General features: G+C 34.7%; 13 protein-coding genes and 2 tRNA genes. 13 read left to right on the top strand and 2 right to left on the bottom strand.

From position 1 onward, the window contains the following. Window positions 1-4: 4 nt before the first annotated feature. Window positions 5-1,810, bottom strand: a complete 1,806-nt coding sequence (gene rpsA / locus BZG02_RS19360; RefSeq protein WP_101263401.1) for a 30S ribosomal protein S1 — start codon at window positions 1,808-1,810, stop codon at window positions 5-7. A 278-nt stretch (window positions 1,811-2,088) separates the two neighbouring features. On the opposite strand from rpsA, the gene BZG02_RS21155 reads away from it, so the two are divergent. The 8 genes from BZG02_RS21155 to BZG02_RS19320 all read left to right on the top strand — a co-directional run bounded on the left by BZG02_RS21155 (window position 2,089) and on the right by BZG02_RS19320 (window position 10,647). After that, window positions 2,089-2,667: a PhnA domain-containing protein gene (locus BZG02_RS21155; RefSeq protein WP_101263400.1), complete on the top strand. Its 579-nt coding sequence runs from the start codon at window positions 2,089-2,091 to the stop codon at window positions 2,665-2,667. A gap of 203 nt (window positions 2,668-2,870) precedes the next feature. Further along, on the top strand, window positions 2,871-4,211 hold the full coding sequence (locus tag BZG02_RS19350; protein ID WP_101263399.1) for a UDP-glucose dehydrogenase family protein: 1,341 nt from the start codon (window positions 2,871-2,873) through the stop codon (window positions 4,209-4,211). A gap of 115 nt (window positions 4,212-4,326) precedes the next feature. Next, window positions 4,327-5,280 (top strand): UDP-glucuronic acid decarboxylase family protein, encoded by a 954-nt coding sequence (locus tag BZG02_RS19345; RefSeq protein WP_101263398.1) that lies wholly within the window; start codon window positions 4,327-4,329, stop codon window positions 5,278-5,280. Then, a complete protein-coding gene (rfbA, locus tag BZG02_RS19340) occupies window positions 5,281-6,168 on the top strand; it encodes a glucose-1-phosphate thymidylyltransferase RfbA (RefSeq protein WP_101263397.1) in 888 nt (295 codons plus the stop codon). A gap of 2 nt (window positions 6,169-6,170) precedes the next feature. Further along, complete coding sequence (rfbC, locus tag BZG02_RS19335; RefSeq protein ID WP_101263396.1) at window positions 6,171-6,731, top strand: dTDP-4-dehydrorhamnose 3,5-epimerase; 561 nt, start codon at window positions 6,171-6,173, stop codon at window positions 6,729-6,731. A gap of 5 nt (window positions 6,732-6,736) precedes the next feature. Next, complete coding sequence (rfbD, locus tag BZG02_RS19330; RefSeq protein ID WP_101263395.1) at window positions 6,737-7,609, top strand: dTDP-4-dehydrorhamnose reductase; 873 nt, start codon at window positions 6,737-6,739, stop codon at window positions 7,607-7,609. Window positions 7,610-7,635: 26 nt separating this feature from the next. After that, entirely contained in the window at window positions 7,636-9,381 is a 1,746-nt protein-coding gene (locus tag BZG02_RS19325; protein WP_101263394.1) for a phospho-sugar mutase, read from the top strand. Window positions 9,382-9,426: 45 nt separating this feature from the next. Continuing rightward, window positions 9,427-10,647 (top strand): response regulator, encoded by a 1,221-nt coding sequence (locus BZG02_RS19320; protein ID WP_180335791.1) that lies wholly within the window; start codon window positions 9,427-9,429, stop codon window positions 10,645-10,647. Here BZG02_RS19320 and BZG02_RS19315 read toward each other — a convergent pair. Continuing rightward, window positions 10,644-12,077 (bottom strand): ATP-dependent DNA helicase, encoded by a 1,434-nt coding sequence (locus BZG02_RS19315; protein ID WP_101263392.1) that lies wholly within the window; start codon window positions 12,075-12,077, stop codon window positions 10,644-10,646. The genes BZG02_RS19320 and BZG02_RS19315 overlap by 4 nt on opposite strands. Window positions 12,078-12,164: 87 nt before the next feature. Here BZG02_RS19315 and BZG02_RS19310 point away from each other — a divergent pair, with 87 nt between their 5' ends. The 5 genes from BZG02_RS19310 to BZG02_RS19290 all read left to right on the top strand — a co-directional run bounded on the left by BZG02_RS19310 (window position 12,165) and on the right by BZG02_RS19290 (window position 14,837). Continuing rightward, window positions 12,165-12,806 carry a hypothetical protein gene (locus tag BZG02_RS19310; protein WP_101263391.1) on the top strand — a complete coding sequence of 214 codons (642 nt, stop codon included), beginning with the start codon at window positions 12,165-12,167 and terminating at the stop codon, window positions 12,804-12,806. 14 nt (window positions 12,807-12,820) lie between these two features. Next, window positions 12,821-13,669 (top strand): DUF3822 family protein, encoded by an 849-nt coding sequence (locus tag BZG02_RS19305; protein WP_101263390.1) that lies wholly within the window; start codon window positions 12,821-12,823, stop codon window positions 13,667-13,669. Further along, window positions 13,660-14,208: an RsmD family RNA methyltransferase gene (locus tag BZG02_RS19300; RefSeq protein ID WP_101263389.1), complete on the top strand. Its 549-nt coding sequence runs from the start codon at window positions 13,660-13,662 to the stop codon at window positions 14,206-14,208. Before BZG02_RS19305 ends, BZG02_RS19300 begins: the two co-directional genes overlap by 10 nt. Before the next feature lie 151 nt (window positions 14,209-14,359). Then, window positions 14,360-14,433: transfer RNA gene (locus BZG02_RS19295), tRNA-Asp, on the top strand. A gap of 327 nt (window positions 14,434-14,760) precedes the next feature. Further along, window positions 14,761-14,837, top strand: a tRNA-Asp gene (locus tag BZG02_RS19290). Window positions 14,838-15,108 lie beyond the last annotated feature (271 nt).

The raw sequence follows: 15,108 nt of genomic DNA, 5'->3' as shown, positions 1-15,108 counted from the left end.
TTAATTATTTCTCGCCAACTTCGTCATTTTCCATTTGCGATTTCAAAGCAGCTAATTCTGATATATCACCTAAGGTAGTCTTTTCTAGTGAATCTTTCACTTTTTTAACGCCTTTTTTAGCGATTTTTGCTACTTCTTTTTTCTTCGCAGTCTCATCAGCTTTCTTGTCATCTTCGAAAGTTCTTGAGTGAGAAAGGATAATTCTTTTCGCTGCTTTTGAGAATTCAATAACTTTAAAAGTTAATTTTTCTTCAACTTTAGCTTGAGATCCATCTTCTTTCACTAAGTGACGAGGAGTTGCAAATCCTTCTACTCCGTAAGGAAGAGCAATTACTGCACCTTTTTCGAAAATTTCAACGATAGTACCTTCGTGAACTGAATCTGTTGTAAAGATTGTTTCGAATACATCCCATGGATTTTCTTCCAATTGTTTGTGTCCTAAACTTAATCTTCTGTTGTCTTTATCTATTTCTAGAACAACAACTTCAATTTCAGCACCGATAGTAGTAAATTCGGCTGGATGCTTCACTTTCTTAGTCCAAGATAGGTCTGAGATGTGAATTAAACCGTCAACACCTTCTTCGATTTCAACAAAAACACCAAAATTAGTGAAGTTGCGAACCTTAGCAGTGTGCTTAGAGTTAACTGCATATTTAGCTTCAATACCTTCCCAAGGATCTTGTTTCAATTGCTTGATACCAAGAGACATTTTTCTCTCGTCGCGATCCAAAGTTAAAATCTGAGCTTCTACCTCGTCTCCAACTTTCATGAAATCTTGAGCAGATCTCAAGTGTTGTGACCAAGACATTTCTGATACGTGAATTAATCCTTCTACACCAGTAGCGATCTCAACAAATGCACCATAATCAGCCATAACAACAACTCTACCTTTTACATTGTCGCCAACCTTCATTTCAGCATCAAGAGCATCCCATGGATGAGGAGTTAATTGCTTAAGACCAAGAGCAATACGTTTTTTATCATCGTCAAAATCAAGGATAACAACGTTTAATTTCTGATCTAATTCAACGATCTCGCTTGGGTGAGTTACTCTACCCCATGATAGGTCAGTAATATGGATCAAACCATCTACTCCACCTAAGTCAATAAATACACCATAAGAAGTGATGTTTTTAACTGTTCCTTCAAGAACCTGACCTTTTTCAAGCTTAGCGATAATTTCTTTCTTTTGTTGTTCCAATTCAGCTTCAATAAGAGCTTTATGAGATACAACAACATTTTTAAATTCGTGGTTGATTTTCACAACTTTGAATTCCATAGTTTTTCCAACGAATACATCGTAGTCGCGGATAGGCTTAACATCAATCTGAGATCCTGGCAAGAAAGCCTCGATTCCAAATACGTCAACGATCATACCACCTTTAGTACGACATTTGATGTAACCTTTAATAATTTCGTCTTTTTCAAGAGCAGCATTCACACGATCCCATGAACGTAATGCACGAGCTTTTTTGTGTGAAAGAACTAATTGTCCTTTTTTGTCTTCTTGATTTTCAACATAAACTTCAACTGTATCACCAATTGTTAATTCAGCATTATATCTGAATTCGTTTAAGCTGATAATACCGTCAGATTTGTAACCAATATTGATTACAACTTCTCTTTTGTTCATTGAAATAACTGTACCATCAATTACTTCTTTTTCAGAAATTGTAGATAAAGTTTTATCATACATTGCTTCTAAATCTGTTCTGTTTCCACCTGCGAATCCTTCGTCGCTTGTGAATGCATCCCAATCAAATTCTGCATCTGGAGCAGAATTGTCTACTTTTTTGTTTTCTTCAATCATTTGTTAAATTACTTTTTACTAATAAATTAGACATTATATATAAAAATCGGTGCAAAAGTATACAATTATTCCGAAGAACTAATAAGTTACGGCTATTTTTTCAGTAAATACATCAAAATAAAATCATATTTTAAATTTCTTAAACCCTAATGATGTAAAAACAATTTTATCGTAGCATTTACATTTTAAATAAACTCGTTTAACTTTGCACCCTTCAAATACAAATCCCCAACGGGGGAAACTCTTGATTAATCTACATAAGTAAAAAAAATAAAAAAATGAGTATCGAAAAAGAATTACACAGCAGAAGTGGCTCACTTTGTGAATTATGTGGCGCAACCGAAGATTTAAAAGCATACGAAGTAGCTCCCACAAATGGAACCACAGATAAAAATATATTGGTTTGTGCAACCTGTCATGCTCAAATTGAAAATCCAGAGCTAGTAGATGCCAACCATTGGCGATGCTTAAACGATAGCATGTGGAGTACTGTACCTGCAGTTCAGGTGATGGCTTGGCGCATGCTGAACCGATTACGTTCGGAAGGATGGCCTCAGGATTTATTGGATATGTTATATCTTGACGAAGAGACTTTGGAATGGGCGAAAGCCACAGGCGAAGGTGATAGCGACGAAGATGCGGTGAAACACATCGATAGCAACGGAGCCCAACTACAAACCGGAGATACAGTGACTTTGATTAAAGACTTAAACGTAAAAGGTGGTGGTTTTACCGCCAAACGTGGAACTGCAGTTCGCAACATTTCATTGGTAGCAGATAACGCAGAACATATTGAAGGTCGTGTAGAAGGTCAACAAATTGTAATTCTAACCAAATATGTGAAAAAAGCGAATTAAACCGAACTTAAAACCTTGAAAAGACAATTATAATGGGGATGCTAACAAATTAGCATCCCTTCTCTTTTTTAAGCATGCTTTTTGGGAATGTAAGATCTGCAAAGCAGTAAAAACAGCCAGTAAAATCATTTTATTAGTGAATTAATTTCGCTTTATTTACATCATAATTCACTCCATTTAAATAAAACTCTAAAACGAACGAAATGAACATTACAATTGTTGGTACCGGTTATGTAGGCTTAGTATCCGGAACCTGCTTTGCAGAAACAGGTATTACTGTTACTTGCGTTGATGTAGATCAGACTAAAATAGACAATTTAAATAAGGGAATTATTCCAATTTACGAACCCGGACTAGAACCAATGGTGAAACGTAATATGGAAAAAGGGCGATTATTTTTCTCGAACAACCTAAAAGACAACATCTCAGGTGCCGATGCCGTTTTTATTGCTGTTGGTACGCCACCTGATGAAGATGGAAGCGCAGACCTTCGATACGTAATTGAGGTAGCAAAAGAAATTGGACGATATATTGATCACTACCTTGTAATTGTTACAAAAAGTACCGTACCAATTGGAACAGCAAAAAGAGTTAAAGCCACAATTAAAGAAGAACTTGACAATCGAAATTCAGACATTCAATTTGATGTTGCTTCGAATCCGGAATTTTTAAAAGAAGGAGCTGCAATTGACGATTTTTTGAAACCAGACAGAGTTGTTATTGGAACTGAATCGGAAAGAGCTCAAGCAGTAATGACCAAACTATACAAACCATTCCTAATGAATAATCATCCAGTAATCTTCATGGATATTCCTTCTGCAGAAATGACAAAATATGCAGCCAATTCAATGCTAGCAACAAAAATCTCATTTATGAACGATATCGCAAATCTTTGCGAGATTGTAGGCGCCGATGTAAATAACGTTCGCCGAGGAATTGGATCGGACAGTCGAATTGGAAATAAATTCATTTATCCAGGCACTGGATATGGAGGATCCTGCTTTCCAAAAGATGTTCAGGCATTAATTAAAACTGCCGAACAAAAAGGACATCCTCTTGAAATATTAAAATCGGTTGAATTGGTAAACAACCGCCAAAAAAGCGTGCTTTATAAAAAAATGATGGCACATTTTGATGGAAATTTAAAAGGTAAAAAAATTGCAATTTGGGGCTTATCATTCAAACCCAATACCGATGATATGAGAGAGGCTCCATCCCTTGTTCTCATCAGTAAATTATTAAACGAAGGAGCAGAAGTAACAGCATATGATCCTGTTGCCACAAAAGAATGTCAGCGAAAAATAGGCGATACTATTGGCTATGCAAAAGACCAATACGAAGCTTTAATTGATGCAGACGCACTACTTATAGTGACAGAATGGTCGGAATTTAGACTTCCTAACTTTAAGGTGATGGAGAAATTAATGAAGGAAAATTTAATTTTCGATGGAAGAAATATATATGATCTCCATGAAATGAAAGAATTGGGTTATACCTATTATTCTATTGGCCGAGAGATTATAAAAAAAGAAACAATTGAGTAAAAAATTTTACCTGAAAAATTAAACTATGAAGAATGCCAAACTGCAACTTCTAGTCAAAAAGATAGGATGATTATATGGTAAGTTCCATATGACCAAAGTTTAAAAGGAAAAACATATGAAACGAATTTTGATTACCGGAGGCGCCGGATTTATTGGCTCGCATCTTTGCGAGAGGTTACTTAAAGAAGGCAATGACATTATCTGTTTGGATAACTATTTTACTGGCTCAAAAAAAAATATTGCTCATTTAATGGACAATCCTTACTTTGAGTTAGTTCGTCATGATATTACAGAACCATACTATGCTGAAGTAGATCAAATTTACAATTTGGCCTGTCCTGCTTCTCCTGTGCATTACCAGTACAACCCGATTAAGACCACTAAAACTTCGGTAATGGGCTCGATAAATTTATTGGGATTAGCTAAAAGAATAAATGCTCGAATCCTTCAAGCATCAACAAGTGAGGTTTATGGAGATCCCGAAATACATCCACAAACCGAAGACTATTGGGGAAATGTGAACCCAATTGGCATTCGGTCTTGTTACGATGAAGGAAAACGTTGTGCCGAAACTTTATTTATGGATTATCACACGCAAAACCATGTTGCAATAAAAATTGTACGTATTTTCAATACCTACGGACCAAACATGCATCCAAATGATGGTCGCGTAGTATCCAATTTCATTGTTCAAGCATTAAAAGGCGAAGATATCACCCTTTTTGGAGATGGCCTGCAAACCAGAAGTTTTCAATACGTTGATGATCTTGTAGAAGGAATGATACGAATGATGAATTCTAGAAAAGAATTTATTGGTCCGGTGAACATTGGCAACCCAAATGAATTTACAATTTTAGAATTGGCTAAAAAAGTAATTAAACTAACCAATTCGAACTCGAAATTAATTCATTTACCCTTACCAAAAGACGATCCAACCCAAAGACAACCGAACATTAGTCTTGCAAAGAAGGAATTAAACAATTGGGAGCCAAAAATTCAGTTAAATGAAGGTTTACTTCGAACTATTTCGTATTTTGATAACTTATTATCAAACCAAGCAACACACTAAATGAAAGGAATTATATTGGCAGGAGGTTCGGGAACAAGACTTTATCCGATCACTAAAAGCATTTCGAAACAAATCATCCCTGTTTACGACAAACCGATGATATACTACCCACTTTCTGTTTTAATGCTTGCAGGAATAAAGGAGATCTTAATCATTTCAACACCAAAAGACATTCACCTTTACAAGGATCTTTTGGAAGATGGAAATCAATTTGGTCTTACTATTACCTATGCAGAACAACCTTCTCCTGATGGTTTGGCACAAGCATTTATTATTGGGGAAGAATTCATAGGAGATAGTCCGGTGTGCATGATACTAGGCGACAATTTATACTATGGATATGAATTTGGCAAGCAACTAACAACATCAGCAAAATTAACCGAAGGCGCATTAGTTTTTGGATACCATGTTAATGATCCACAAAGATATGGCGTTGCAGATTTTGATGAGAATGGAAAAGTTAAAAGTTTGGAAGAAAAACCAGAAAAACCAAAATCGAATTATGCGGTTACCGGTCTTTACTTCTACGACAATACCGTTATTGAAAAAGCAAAATCGCTAAAACCTTCGAAAAGAGGAGAACTCGAAATAACAGATTTAAACCTACTCTACCTAAAAGAAGAAAAACTTAAATTACAAGTTTTGGGTAGAGGAATTGCCTGGCTTGATACGGGAACACACGACAGCATGCTTCAAGCATCCAATTATATTGCAACCATAGAACAAAGACAAGGCTTAAAAGTAGCCTGTTTAGAAGAAATTGCCTACAGAAATGGATTCATCAGCAAAGAACAATTAATTGAATTAGCGCAACCTTTACTCAAGAATCAATATGGCGAATATTTGATCATGGTAGCTAATGAAACGATTAAAAAGCAATGTAATTAAACATGGAAATCATAAAAACAAAAATTCCAGACCTATTAATTATCAAACCAAAAGTTTTTGAAGACGAGAGGGGTTATTTTTTCGAGAGTTATAACGAAGAAATTTTTAATCAGAAAAACTTAAACCTTTCATTTGTTCAGGATAACGAATCCAAATCAGGATATGGTGTGATAAGAGGACTTCATTATCAGCTGGCACCCTACTCGCAAACAAAACTAGTTCGTGTAATAGAAGGAAAAGTTTATGATGTTGCTGTAGATTTAAGAGAAGGTTCCCCAACCTATGGGCAATGGAGTGGAATTGAACTATCTGCCGATAATAAAATTCAGTTTTTAATTCCAAAAGGCTTTGCACATGGGTTCTCTGTATTAAGCGAGTCGGCAACTTTTATTTATAAATGCGACAACTTTTATAATCCAGAAGCAGAAAGAGGAATTAGTTTTAACGATCCTTTTCTAAATATCAATTGGAGAATAGAACCTGAAAAGGCAATCATTTCGCCAAAAGATAAAGTATATCCGAATTTTAAAGAAGCTGAAAAGAATTTTAAATACAGCAAATAAAAAAAATGACAAACATCCTTATTACAGGTTCAAAAGGACAATTAGGTTCTGAAATAAATGAACTATCCGTAAAATATAATCAATTTCAATTTTTCTTTACTGATATTGAAGAGTTAGACATTTGCTCCTTGAATGCAATAAAGGATTACATCAAGAACAAAAATATCTCCTACATTATTAATTGTGCCGCTTACACAAATGTTGATCAGGCGGAAGAAAATAAAGAGCTAGCTAAAATAATAAATGCTGATGCTGTAAAAAACTTAGCTACAGTAGCTTCCCAAAATAACATCACCTTAATACACATCTCAACCGACTATGTATTTTCGGGTGACAATTCGACTCCTTACGCTGAGGATCAAAAAGCTAAACCAATGGGAGTTTATGGCAATACCAAATTTGAAGGAGAAGAATACGTACGAAACATTTGCCAACAACACATCATTATTCGTACTTCGTGGCTCTACTCTCCTTTTGGTAAAAATTTTTTGAAAACCATGCTTCGTTTGGGGAAAGAAAAAGCTTCTTTAGATGTTGTGGGAGATCAAGTTGGAACACCAACCTACGCATACGATTTAGCCTCTACAATTCTCCATATCATGCAGATTATTAGCGAGAACAGTCTTTTTAATAATTTTGGAACCTACCATTATTCTAATGAAGGCGTTTGTAGTTGGTACGATTTCGCCACTGAAATACAAAACACATCAAAAAATCGATGCAAAATTAACTGCATCGAAAGCAAAGATTTTCAATGCCTTGCAAAAAGACCACACTATAGTGTTTTGAATAAATCGAAAATTAAACATATTTTTACGCTTGAAATACCACATTGGAGGAGCAGAATTAAACATTGTATTAAAAGAATAACAGAATAGTTAACCAAAAAGAAATTGTGTCGAAGATGAACAAAACTGAGATTTTTGAGATAGTAAATGAAAAAGCCAAATCCTGGCTTGACGGAAAATACGATCAGGAAACTAAAAATGCTGTAAAATCATTATTAGAAAAAGAAGATAAAACCGATCTTATAGATTCATTTTATAAAGATCTTGAATTTGGAACCGGAGGATTACGTGGCAAAATGGGTCCAGGCACAAACAGAATGAATATTTATACTGTTGGGGCAGCTACCCAAGGATTAGCAAACTACATTAATAAAGTATTTGCAGGACAAGACAATCTATCTGTTTGTATTGGTTATGATTGCCGTAACAACAGCAAATTATACTCAGATACTGTTGCTAATATTTTTTCGGCAAATGGTATTAAGGCTTATATTTTTGAAGACTTAAGACCTACACCTGAAATGTCTTTTGCCATTCGTCAGCTCGGATGTCAATCTGGAGTTATAATTACGGCATCTCACAATCCAAAAGAATACAATGGGTATAAAGCTTATTGGGAAGATGGTTCCCAGTTGGTTATTCCTCATGATAAGAATGTAATTTCGGAGGTGAAGGCTGTAAAACTAGAAGAAATTAAATTCGAAGGAAATCCGGCATTAATTGAAGTACTTGGTGCAGACATGGACAAACTTTATCTGGACACAGTAAAAACATTAAGTCTTTCTCCTGAAGCAATAAAAAACCAAAAGGATCTTAAAATTGTTTTTACTCCTTTACACGGAACAACAGTAAGACTAGTTCCTGCGTCTCTAAAAAATTATGGATTCGAAAATGTAATTCATATTCCCGAACAAGATGTTGTGGATGGTAACTTCCCTACAGTATGGTCGGCAAACCCTGAAGAGCCAGAAGCACTTAAAATGGCTATTGACAAGGCTAAAGAAGTAAATGCTGATTTAGTAATGGCTTGCGATCCGGACGGTGACCGTTTGGGTATTGCTGCTACAAATGATAAAGGCGAGTGGGAAATTGTAAACGGAAATCAAACGGCTCTTATTTTCAACTACTATCTTATTAAAAGAAGAAAAGAACTTGGTTTATTAACCGGTAACGATTATGTGGTAAAAACCATTGTTACAACAGAACTTTTTAAAGATGTAGCAGAGCAAAACAACGTACAATGTTTCGATGCTTACACCGGTTTTAAATGGATTGCTGATGTAATCCGAAAAAACCCGGACAAAAATTACATTGGAGGTGGTGAAGAATCCTTTGGTTATATGCCAGGTGATTTTACCCGCGATAAAGATGCAGTATCTTCTTGTAGTATTATGGCAGAGATTGCTGCTTGGGCAAAAGACCAAGGAAAAAATGTATTTGATATCCTTAAAGATATCTACGTAGAGTATGGTTACTCGAAAGAAAAAATGATTTATATTGTTCGTGAAGGCTTAGAAGGTGCGCAACAAATTGAAAAATTAATGCACGACTATCGCTTCAATCGTCCGAAAACAATTAATGGTTCTACATTAGTTTTGGTGAAAGATTATTCAACCAGAATAGCTATCAACCCTGTAACCGGGGAAGAAACAGCTTTGGATTTTGAGACAACAGCCGATGTTCTTCAGTTTTATTTAGAAGATGGAACTAAGATTTCTGTTCGTCCGTCGGGAACCGAACCAAAAATTAAATATTATTTCGAAGTGCGCGAAAACCTTGCTTCTATTAAGGATTTTTACGCTACTGAAGAGAAGGCTAATAAAAAAATTAAAGGAATTATTAGCTCTTTGGAATTAAACTAATATTTTTAGGGTAGCTTTATGCTACCCTATACTTTTTTACTTACTATGGAAATTAAAAGAACCATTCTATCTGTTGACGACTCTCCAATTAACAATAAATTAATTGAAGCGTATTTCAGACGCGATTATATTGTCGTTTCGAAAGAAGGTGGTCAGCAAGCTCTCGATTGGCTAAACGATAACATTCCTGATGTTATCCTTCTCGACATTATGATGCCGGTAATGGATGGAGTTGAGGTTCTTGAGAAAATCCAATCCAATGAAAGGTTAAAAGAAATTCCTGTGATTATGGTTTCGGCCAAGACCGAGATGGAATCCATAAAAGCAACATTAAGCTTAGGAGCTCAGGATTACGTTAAAAAGCCAATTGATTTTACAGAACTGCAAACCAAAGTATTGATTGCCTTTCAAATCAATGAACAAAAACAAGAAATTTCTAAATATAAGTCCTACTACGATATTCATCAAGGTATGATTCATGCAGGTAGAATTCAAAGATCTATTCTTCCTGATGCTGAGAACTTTAGAAGATTGTTTTCTAAATCCTTTATCATCAATCTCCCAAAGCATGTTGTGAGTGGCGATTTTTATTGGATTCAGCAAAACTATCAGAAAAAAAACATTGGTTTATTTGATTGTACTGGTCACGGTGTACCAGCTGCAATGCTAACCATTATGGGACAAATGGAATTGCATACTCTTTCGCAGAATGAAAACGAGATTAATGCAGAACATCTCTTCCCTTTACTGAGTCAAAAGTTCAGTCGAGTTCTAAACACATCCAGCGATACCTATACACAATACGATGGAATGGATGGATTATTTTGCTCTATTTACCCACAAGAACAAATTTTAGAATTTGTTGGCGCAAAAAGAGCTCTTGTTTTGCTCAGAAAAACTACCGATCCCCTTAGATGTAACAATGAAAGCATTGAAGCCAAAGATAAAAATAACGAATATTCTCTATTCGAAATTCAAGGCGACCGAAATTCAATTTGTAAAGAATCTGAGTTTGCAGAATTTACATCAAAAAAAATAGAAACAAAAGCGGGCGACCGAATTTTTCTATACACAGATGGTATCACGGATCAATTAGGCGGGCAACAACTTAAAACACTTAAAAAGAAACAGTTTTACGAAAAGCTATTAACCATTCAATCCAAATCCATTAACCTTCAAAAATCAGATATTTTTAATTGGTTTGAGAGTTGGAAAGAAAACAATGAGCAAACCGACGACATTCTAATTATTGGAATCGAGCTTTAAATCTCATTCTCATTAGGAAAGAATTCCTTTTTAAAATTCACAAGAAACAATTTTTCAGTAGCACGTGTTACCGCTGTATAAAGCCAACGGTAATATTCTGCTGTCAATAATTCATCGGTTAAGTATCCTTGATCCACAAATACAGTTTTCCACTGTCCCCCTTGAGCTTTATGACAAGTAACTGCGTATGAAAATTTTACTTGTAAAGCATTAAAGAACTTATTATCTCTAACTTTTTCGTAACGCTTTTTCTTAGATCGAATATCCGCATAATCCTCAGCAATTGTAAAAAATAATTTTTTATTTTCTTCATATCCAAGAGATGCCGTTTCGATATCAAGAGTATCCAACATGATCATGGTATCCAATTCCACATCCTTGTAATCGGGAAAACGAATAGTAACTTCGGCATAACGAAAACCATACATTTCTACATGCTTATGTATCCGAACAATTTCAACAATATCTCCATTCGCAATAAAATCCATTTCTTTGATATCCTGTGCCCAAAAATAATTATTCTTCACTACCATTAAATAATCGCCCGCCGAAATTTCTTCTTCGCGGTACAAAACAGTATTTCGAATTCCCTGATTGAATTTATTTGCTCTTTTATTCGATCGACTAATTACAATTGTTTCCTCCAAACCTGATTGATAATGTGCATTCGATATTTCTTCAATTAATTCTGCACCACCTATCCTCTTTATATCTGGATAATTCTCTGTACTTAAAACCGGATACCCGCTACGTTCATCAGCAATCATACCACGTAAGTTAGTCGCATTTATTAAAATACCCGATTCCTGATCCTGACGCACAACCTGTGTTAATATCACCTCTTTCACTGGAAGATTATAGCACGATTCTAGTTCCTGAGGATCAAGTGCTGGACTTATATCCAAACCTATTGGTGGCAACTGAGCCGTATCCCCAATCAAAATCAACCGGCAATTTTTCCCAGAAAAAACATATTGCATTAAATCATCCAATAACCTTCCCGAACCAAAAACCGATGCCTCGGATGAATAATTAGAAATCATTGAAGCCTCATCGACCAAAAAAACTGTATTACTACTCAGGTTTCGATCCAAATTAAAAATCCCTAAATCATCTGTTAACGACTTTTGCCGATAGATTTTTTTATGAATTGTATAGGCCGATTTATTTGAATAATGAGAAAGCACCTTAGCCGCACGACCTGTTGGTGCTAATAAAACCGAATTGATCTTCATTTTATCTAAAACAGCCACTAAAGCACTCACTAAAGTAGTTTTCCCTGTACCAGCGTAGCCTTTTAACAAAAAAATTCCATCCCTTTCATTATCCGTTACATAATCTGCTAAACCATGAATTGCCTTGTGCTGATCTTCTGTTGGATCGAAGTTCATACTTTCCGTTATAAGTAAGGCAATATGATTTTTTAACATTTCTGATAATTTTAATGGCTAGAAAAATACTCAAATAGATTTTTTTTTTAAATTTGCAGACAAACTTACAAACTAATAAGAATAAAAATGAAAAAAGTCTTTCAAATCTTACTTGCTATAGCTATTGTTGCACTTGCTTATTTAAGCTACCAAAGTATTATGAAACCAATTAAATTTGGTAAAATTAAAAATCAAAGATACGATAGAATTATTGAACAGTTGAAAGATATCCGTAAAGCCGAAGGTGCTTACAAAGATGTTAATGGTAAATATACCGGAAGTTTTGATACTTTAATTAGCTTTATCAAAACTGACTCTATGCCCTTAATTAAATCTATCGGTTCTCTTACTGATGAGCAAGTAGAAGCAGGTATGACTGAAAAAGAAGCTGTAAACAAAGGTTTGATAACTCGTGATACAATTATGATTTCGGCTCTCGATACTGTTTTTGGTAAAAAATACCCAATTGAGAATTTACGTTTTGTACCGTTTACACAAGGGAAAGCACAATTTAAATTAGGTGCTGGCGTTTTTGTTACCGGATCGAATGTAAAAGTTCAAGTTTTTGAAGCAAGTGTTTCTAACACAGATATTTTTGGTGATATTATGGAAGAATATCGTGAAGAAATTCTTGAAGAAAATGGAAACCGTATTCGTTTAAATAAATATCCTGGTTTAATGGTTGGTTCTCTTGAAGAAGCAAACAATAACGCTGGTAACTGGGAATAAATATAAAATTCTACATGAACGACCTTGTATTTGTTGATACGTCATTTGATAAAAACAAAACAAAAGAATATACCCTATCCATCCAGGTAAGCCTGGATGGATTTTCTTTTTCTATACTCAACTCACATTTAAAGTGTATTGCGTTAAATCAATTCATTCCTTTCAAAACAAATAGCGACAATAATCCGATAAATTCATTTATCGAAATTGTTCGAAACAACGAACTCTTAAATTTAGATTTTAAGGATGTTTCGCTAGTTTGGATTTCGGATAAAGCATTACTTATTCCCTCGGAATTTTTCTCGGAGGACTTTGCTTACGAGAGTTTTCAATTATCTCATCATCTTGATAAGAGTGATTGTTTGCAGTGGAATGAGATTACTGAATTAAAAGCTTGGATTGTATTTTCTTTTCCAAACAACATAAATGAGTTTATACAATCTCATTTCAAAAACAGTATACTATATCATCATTGTTTCCCTTTTTACAAAGAAGCTTTGAATCAAAAAATTGCTGAGAATCACCCACAAGTTTTTCTCAACATTCAGAATAACTTTTTTCATGTAATTATCCCGGATCGAAACGGGAAACATTTCATAAATACGTTTTCGTATAGTGCAAGTTCCGATTTAGCCTACTACATTCTCAATATCTTTAAACAGCAAAAGTTAAATAATGAGCGTAGTAAGTTAATTATTGATGGACTTGTACAAGAAGACAGTCAGGTAATTCTGCTACTAAAAAAATACCTAGGTCAGGTTGAGGTAAAATTACTTCCATCGGAGTTTAGAATAAACAAAAGTATTCCACATCAGGAGTACAATCAATTTATTAATCTTTTAAATTTATCTAGGTGCGAATAGTAAGTGGAACCCATAAGGGAAGAAGAATATCTCCGGATAAAAATTTTAAGGCTCGACCAACAACTGATTTTGCCAAAGAAAACCTTTTTAATGTTTTAAATAACTTTATAGATTTTGAAGATTTAAGCGTTTTAGATCTTTTTGGTGGTACAGGAGGTATTAGTTACGAATTTGCCTCCAGAGGGGCAGAAAAGGTAATGTGTGTGGAAAAGAATCACAACCATTTTTCCTTTATTCAAAAAACCGTGAAAGATTTAAAATTTGAACAAATTCAAGTCATCAAATCAGATGTATTCAGGTTTCTTCGGAATTTCCCTCAAAAATTTGATTTAATATTTGCCGATCCTCCTTTCGACATGAAATCTTTGGTAACAATTCCAGATTTAGTTTTCGAAAAAGAGTTACTCACAGAGGATGGTCTTTTAATTGTTGAGCACGGTGCTAGCAATGATTTTTCTGCTCATCCAAATTTTACTGAAAAAAGAGTTTATGGAAGTGTAAATTTCAGCTTCTTTAAGACGATACAAGAATCAGAATAGATCTTTGTAAAAAAAAAGCATTTTTTTCACAAGCGTAACAAGCTCAAAACCGCTATTTTACTACTATAAAGAAGAATTGCAAACAAAAAAATTGCATGCAGATATTGCAAGTAAGAAAACTTGCATTATCTTTGCATCGCAATCAAAAAAAGGTTTGGTAGTTCAGTTGGTTAGAATACATGCCTGTCACGCATGGGGTCGCGAGTTCGAGTCTCGTCCAGACCGCTAAAAGAAAAAGTTCTTTGCACTATTTTTGATTTGTAATTTCCTTTTTGGAAATTTAAATATATTTTGGTTTGGCAGTTCAGTTGGTTAGAATACATGCCTGTCATCCCGAGAATCGGGACGAATTCAAGTCACGTTCAGACCGCCAAAATAAAGAGTTTTGATTTGTTCTCTTAAATAAACAGATCGTGAAATTTTGGTTTGGTAGTTCAGTTGGTTAGAATACATGCCTGTCATCCCGAGAATCGGGACGAATTCAAGTCATTCAGACCGCCAAAATAAAGAGTTTTGATTTGTTCTCTTAAAATAAACAGATCGTGAAATTTTGGTTTGGTAGTTCAGTTGGTTAGAATACATGCCTGTCACGCATGGGGTCGCGAGTTCGAGTCTCGTCCAGACCGCCAAAATAAAACAGAAAGCCTCCGATTCTTTTGATTCGGAGGCTTTTTTGATTTAAATGTTTTTTTGATATTTTGTATTCTCTATAATCCACAACAATGTTTGGATCAATTCAAATATCAGGTGGAGTAAGATTTTTTAAGCATATATTTGGATCAATTCGAATATCAGGTGGAGTAAGATTTTTTAAGCATATATTTTAGCGACTCTAAAAAGGAAGAAGTTAATATCCCTCACCCCTCTAAGTGATGCTCTGAATGCTTTCAGTTTTGCATT

The sequence above is a fragment of the Labilibaculum filiforme genome, assembly GCF_002843315.1.
Taxonomy (GTDB): Bacteria; Bacteroidota; Bacteroidia; order Bacteroidales; family Marinifilaceae; genus Labilibaculum; species Labilibaculum filiforme.
The sequence above is the reverse complement of the archived record's forward strand: the minus strand, read 5'-3'. Positions and strand labels throughout refer to the sequence as shown.

What these genes read in the sequence shown, in the direction of transcription:
- rpsA (WP_101263401.1), bottom strand. Translation starts at nt 1,810, where the DNA reads ATGATTGAAGAAAACAAAAAAGTAGACAATTCTGCTCCAGATGCAGAA.
- BZG02_RS21155 (WP_101263400.1), top strand. Translation starts at nt 2,089, where the DNA reads ATGAGTATCGAAAAAGAATTACACAGCAGAAGTGGCTCACTTTGTGAA.
- BZG02_RS19350 (WP_101263399.1), top strand. Translation starts at nt 2,871, where the DNA reads ATGAACATTACAATTGTTGGTACCGGTTATGTAGGCTTAGTATCCGGA.
- BZG02_RS19345 (WP_101263398.1), top strand. Translation starts at nt 4,327, where the DNA reads ATGAAACGAATTTTGATTACCGGAGGCGCCGGATTTATTGGCTCGCAT.
- rfbA (WP_101263397.1), top strand. Translation starts at nt 5,281, where the DNA reads ATGAAAGGAATTATATTGGCAGGAGGTTCGGGAACAAGACTTTATCCG.
- rfbC (WP_101263396.1), top strand. Translation starts at nt 6,171, where the DNA reads ATGGAAATCATAAAAACAAAAATTCCAGACCTATTAATTATCAAACCA.
- rfbD (WP_101263395.1), top strand. Translation starts at nt 6,737, where the DNA reads ATGACAAACATCCTTATTACAGGTTCAAAAGGACAATTAGGTTCTGAA.
- BZG02_RS19325 (WP_101263394.1), top strand. Translation starts at nt 7,636, where the DNA reads ATGAACAAAACTGAGATTTTTGAGATAGTAAATGAAAAAGCCAAATCC.
- BZG02_RS19320 (WP_180335791.1), top strand. Translation starts at nt 9,427, where the DNA reads ATGGAAATTAAAAGAACCATTCTATCTGTTGACGACTCTCCAATTAAC.
- BZG02_RS19315 (WP_101263392.1), bottom strand. Translation starts at nt 12,077, where the DNA reads ATGTTAAAAAATCATATTGCCTTACTTATAACGGAAAGTATGAACTTC.
- BZG02_RS19310 (WP_101263391.1), top strand. Translation starts at nt 12,165, where the DNA reads ATGAAAAAAGTCTTTCAAATCTTACTTGCTATAGCTATTGTTGCACTT.
- BZG02_RS19305 (WP_101263390.1), top strand. Translation starts at nt 12,821, where the DNA reads ATGAACGACCTTGTATTTGTTGATACGTCATTTGATAAAAACAAAACA.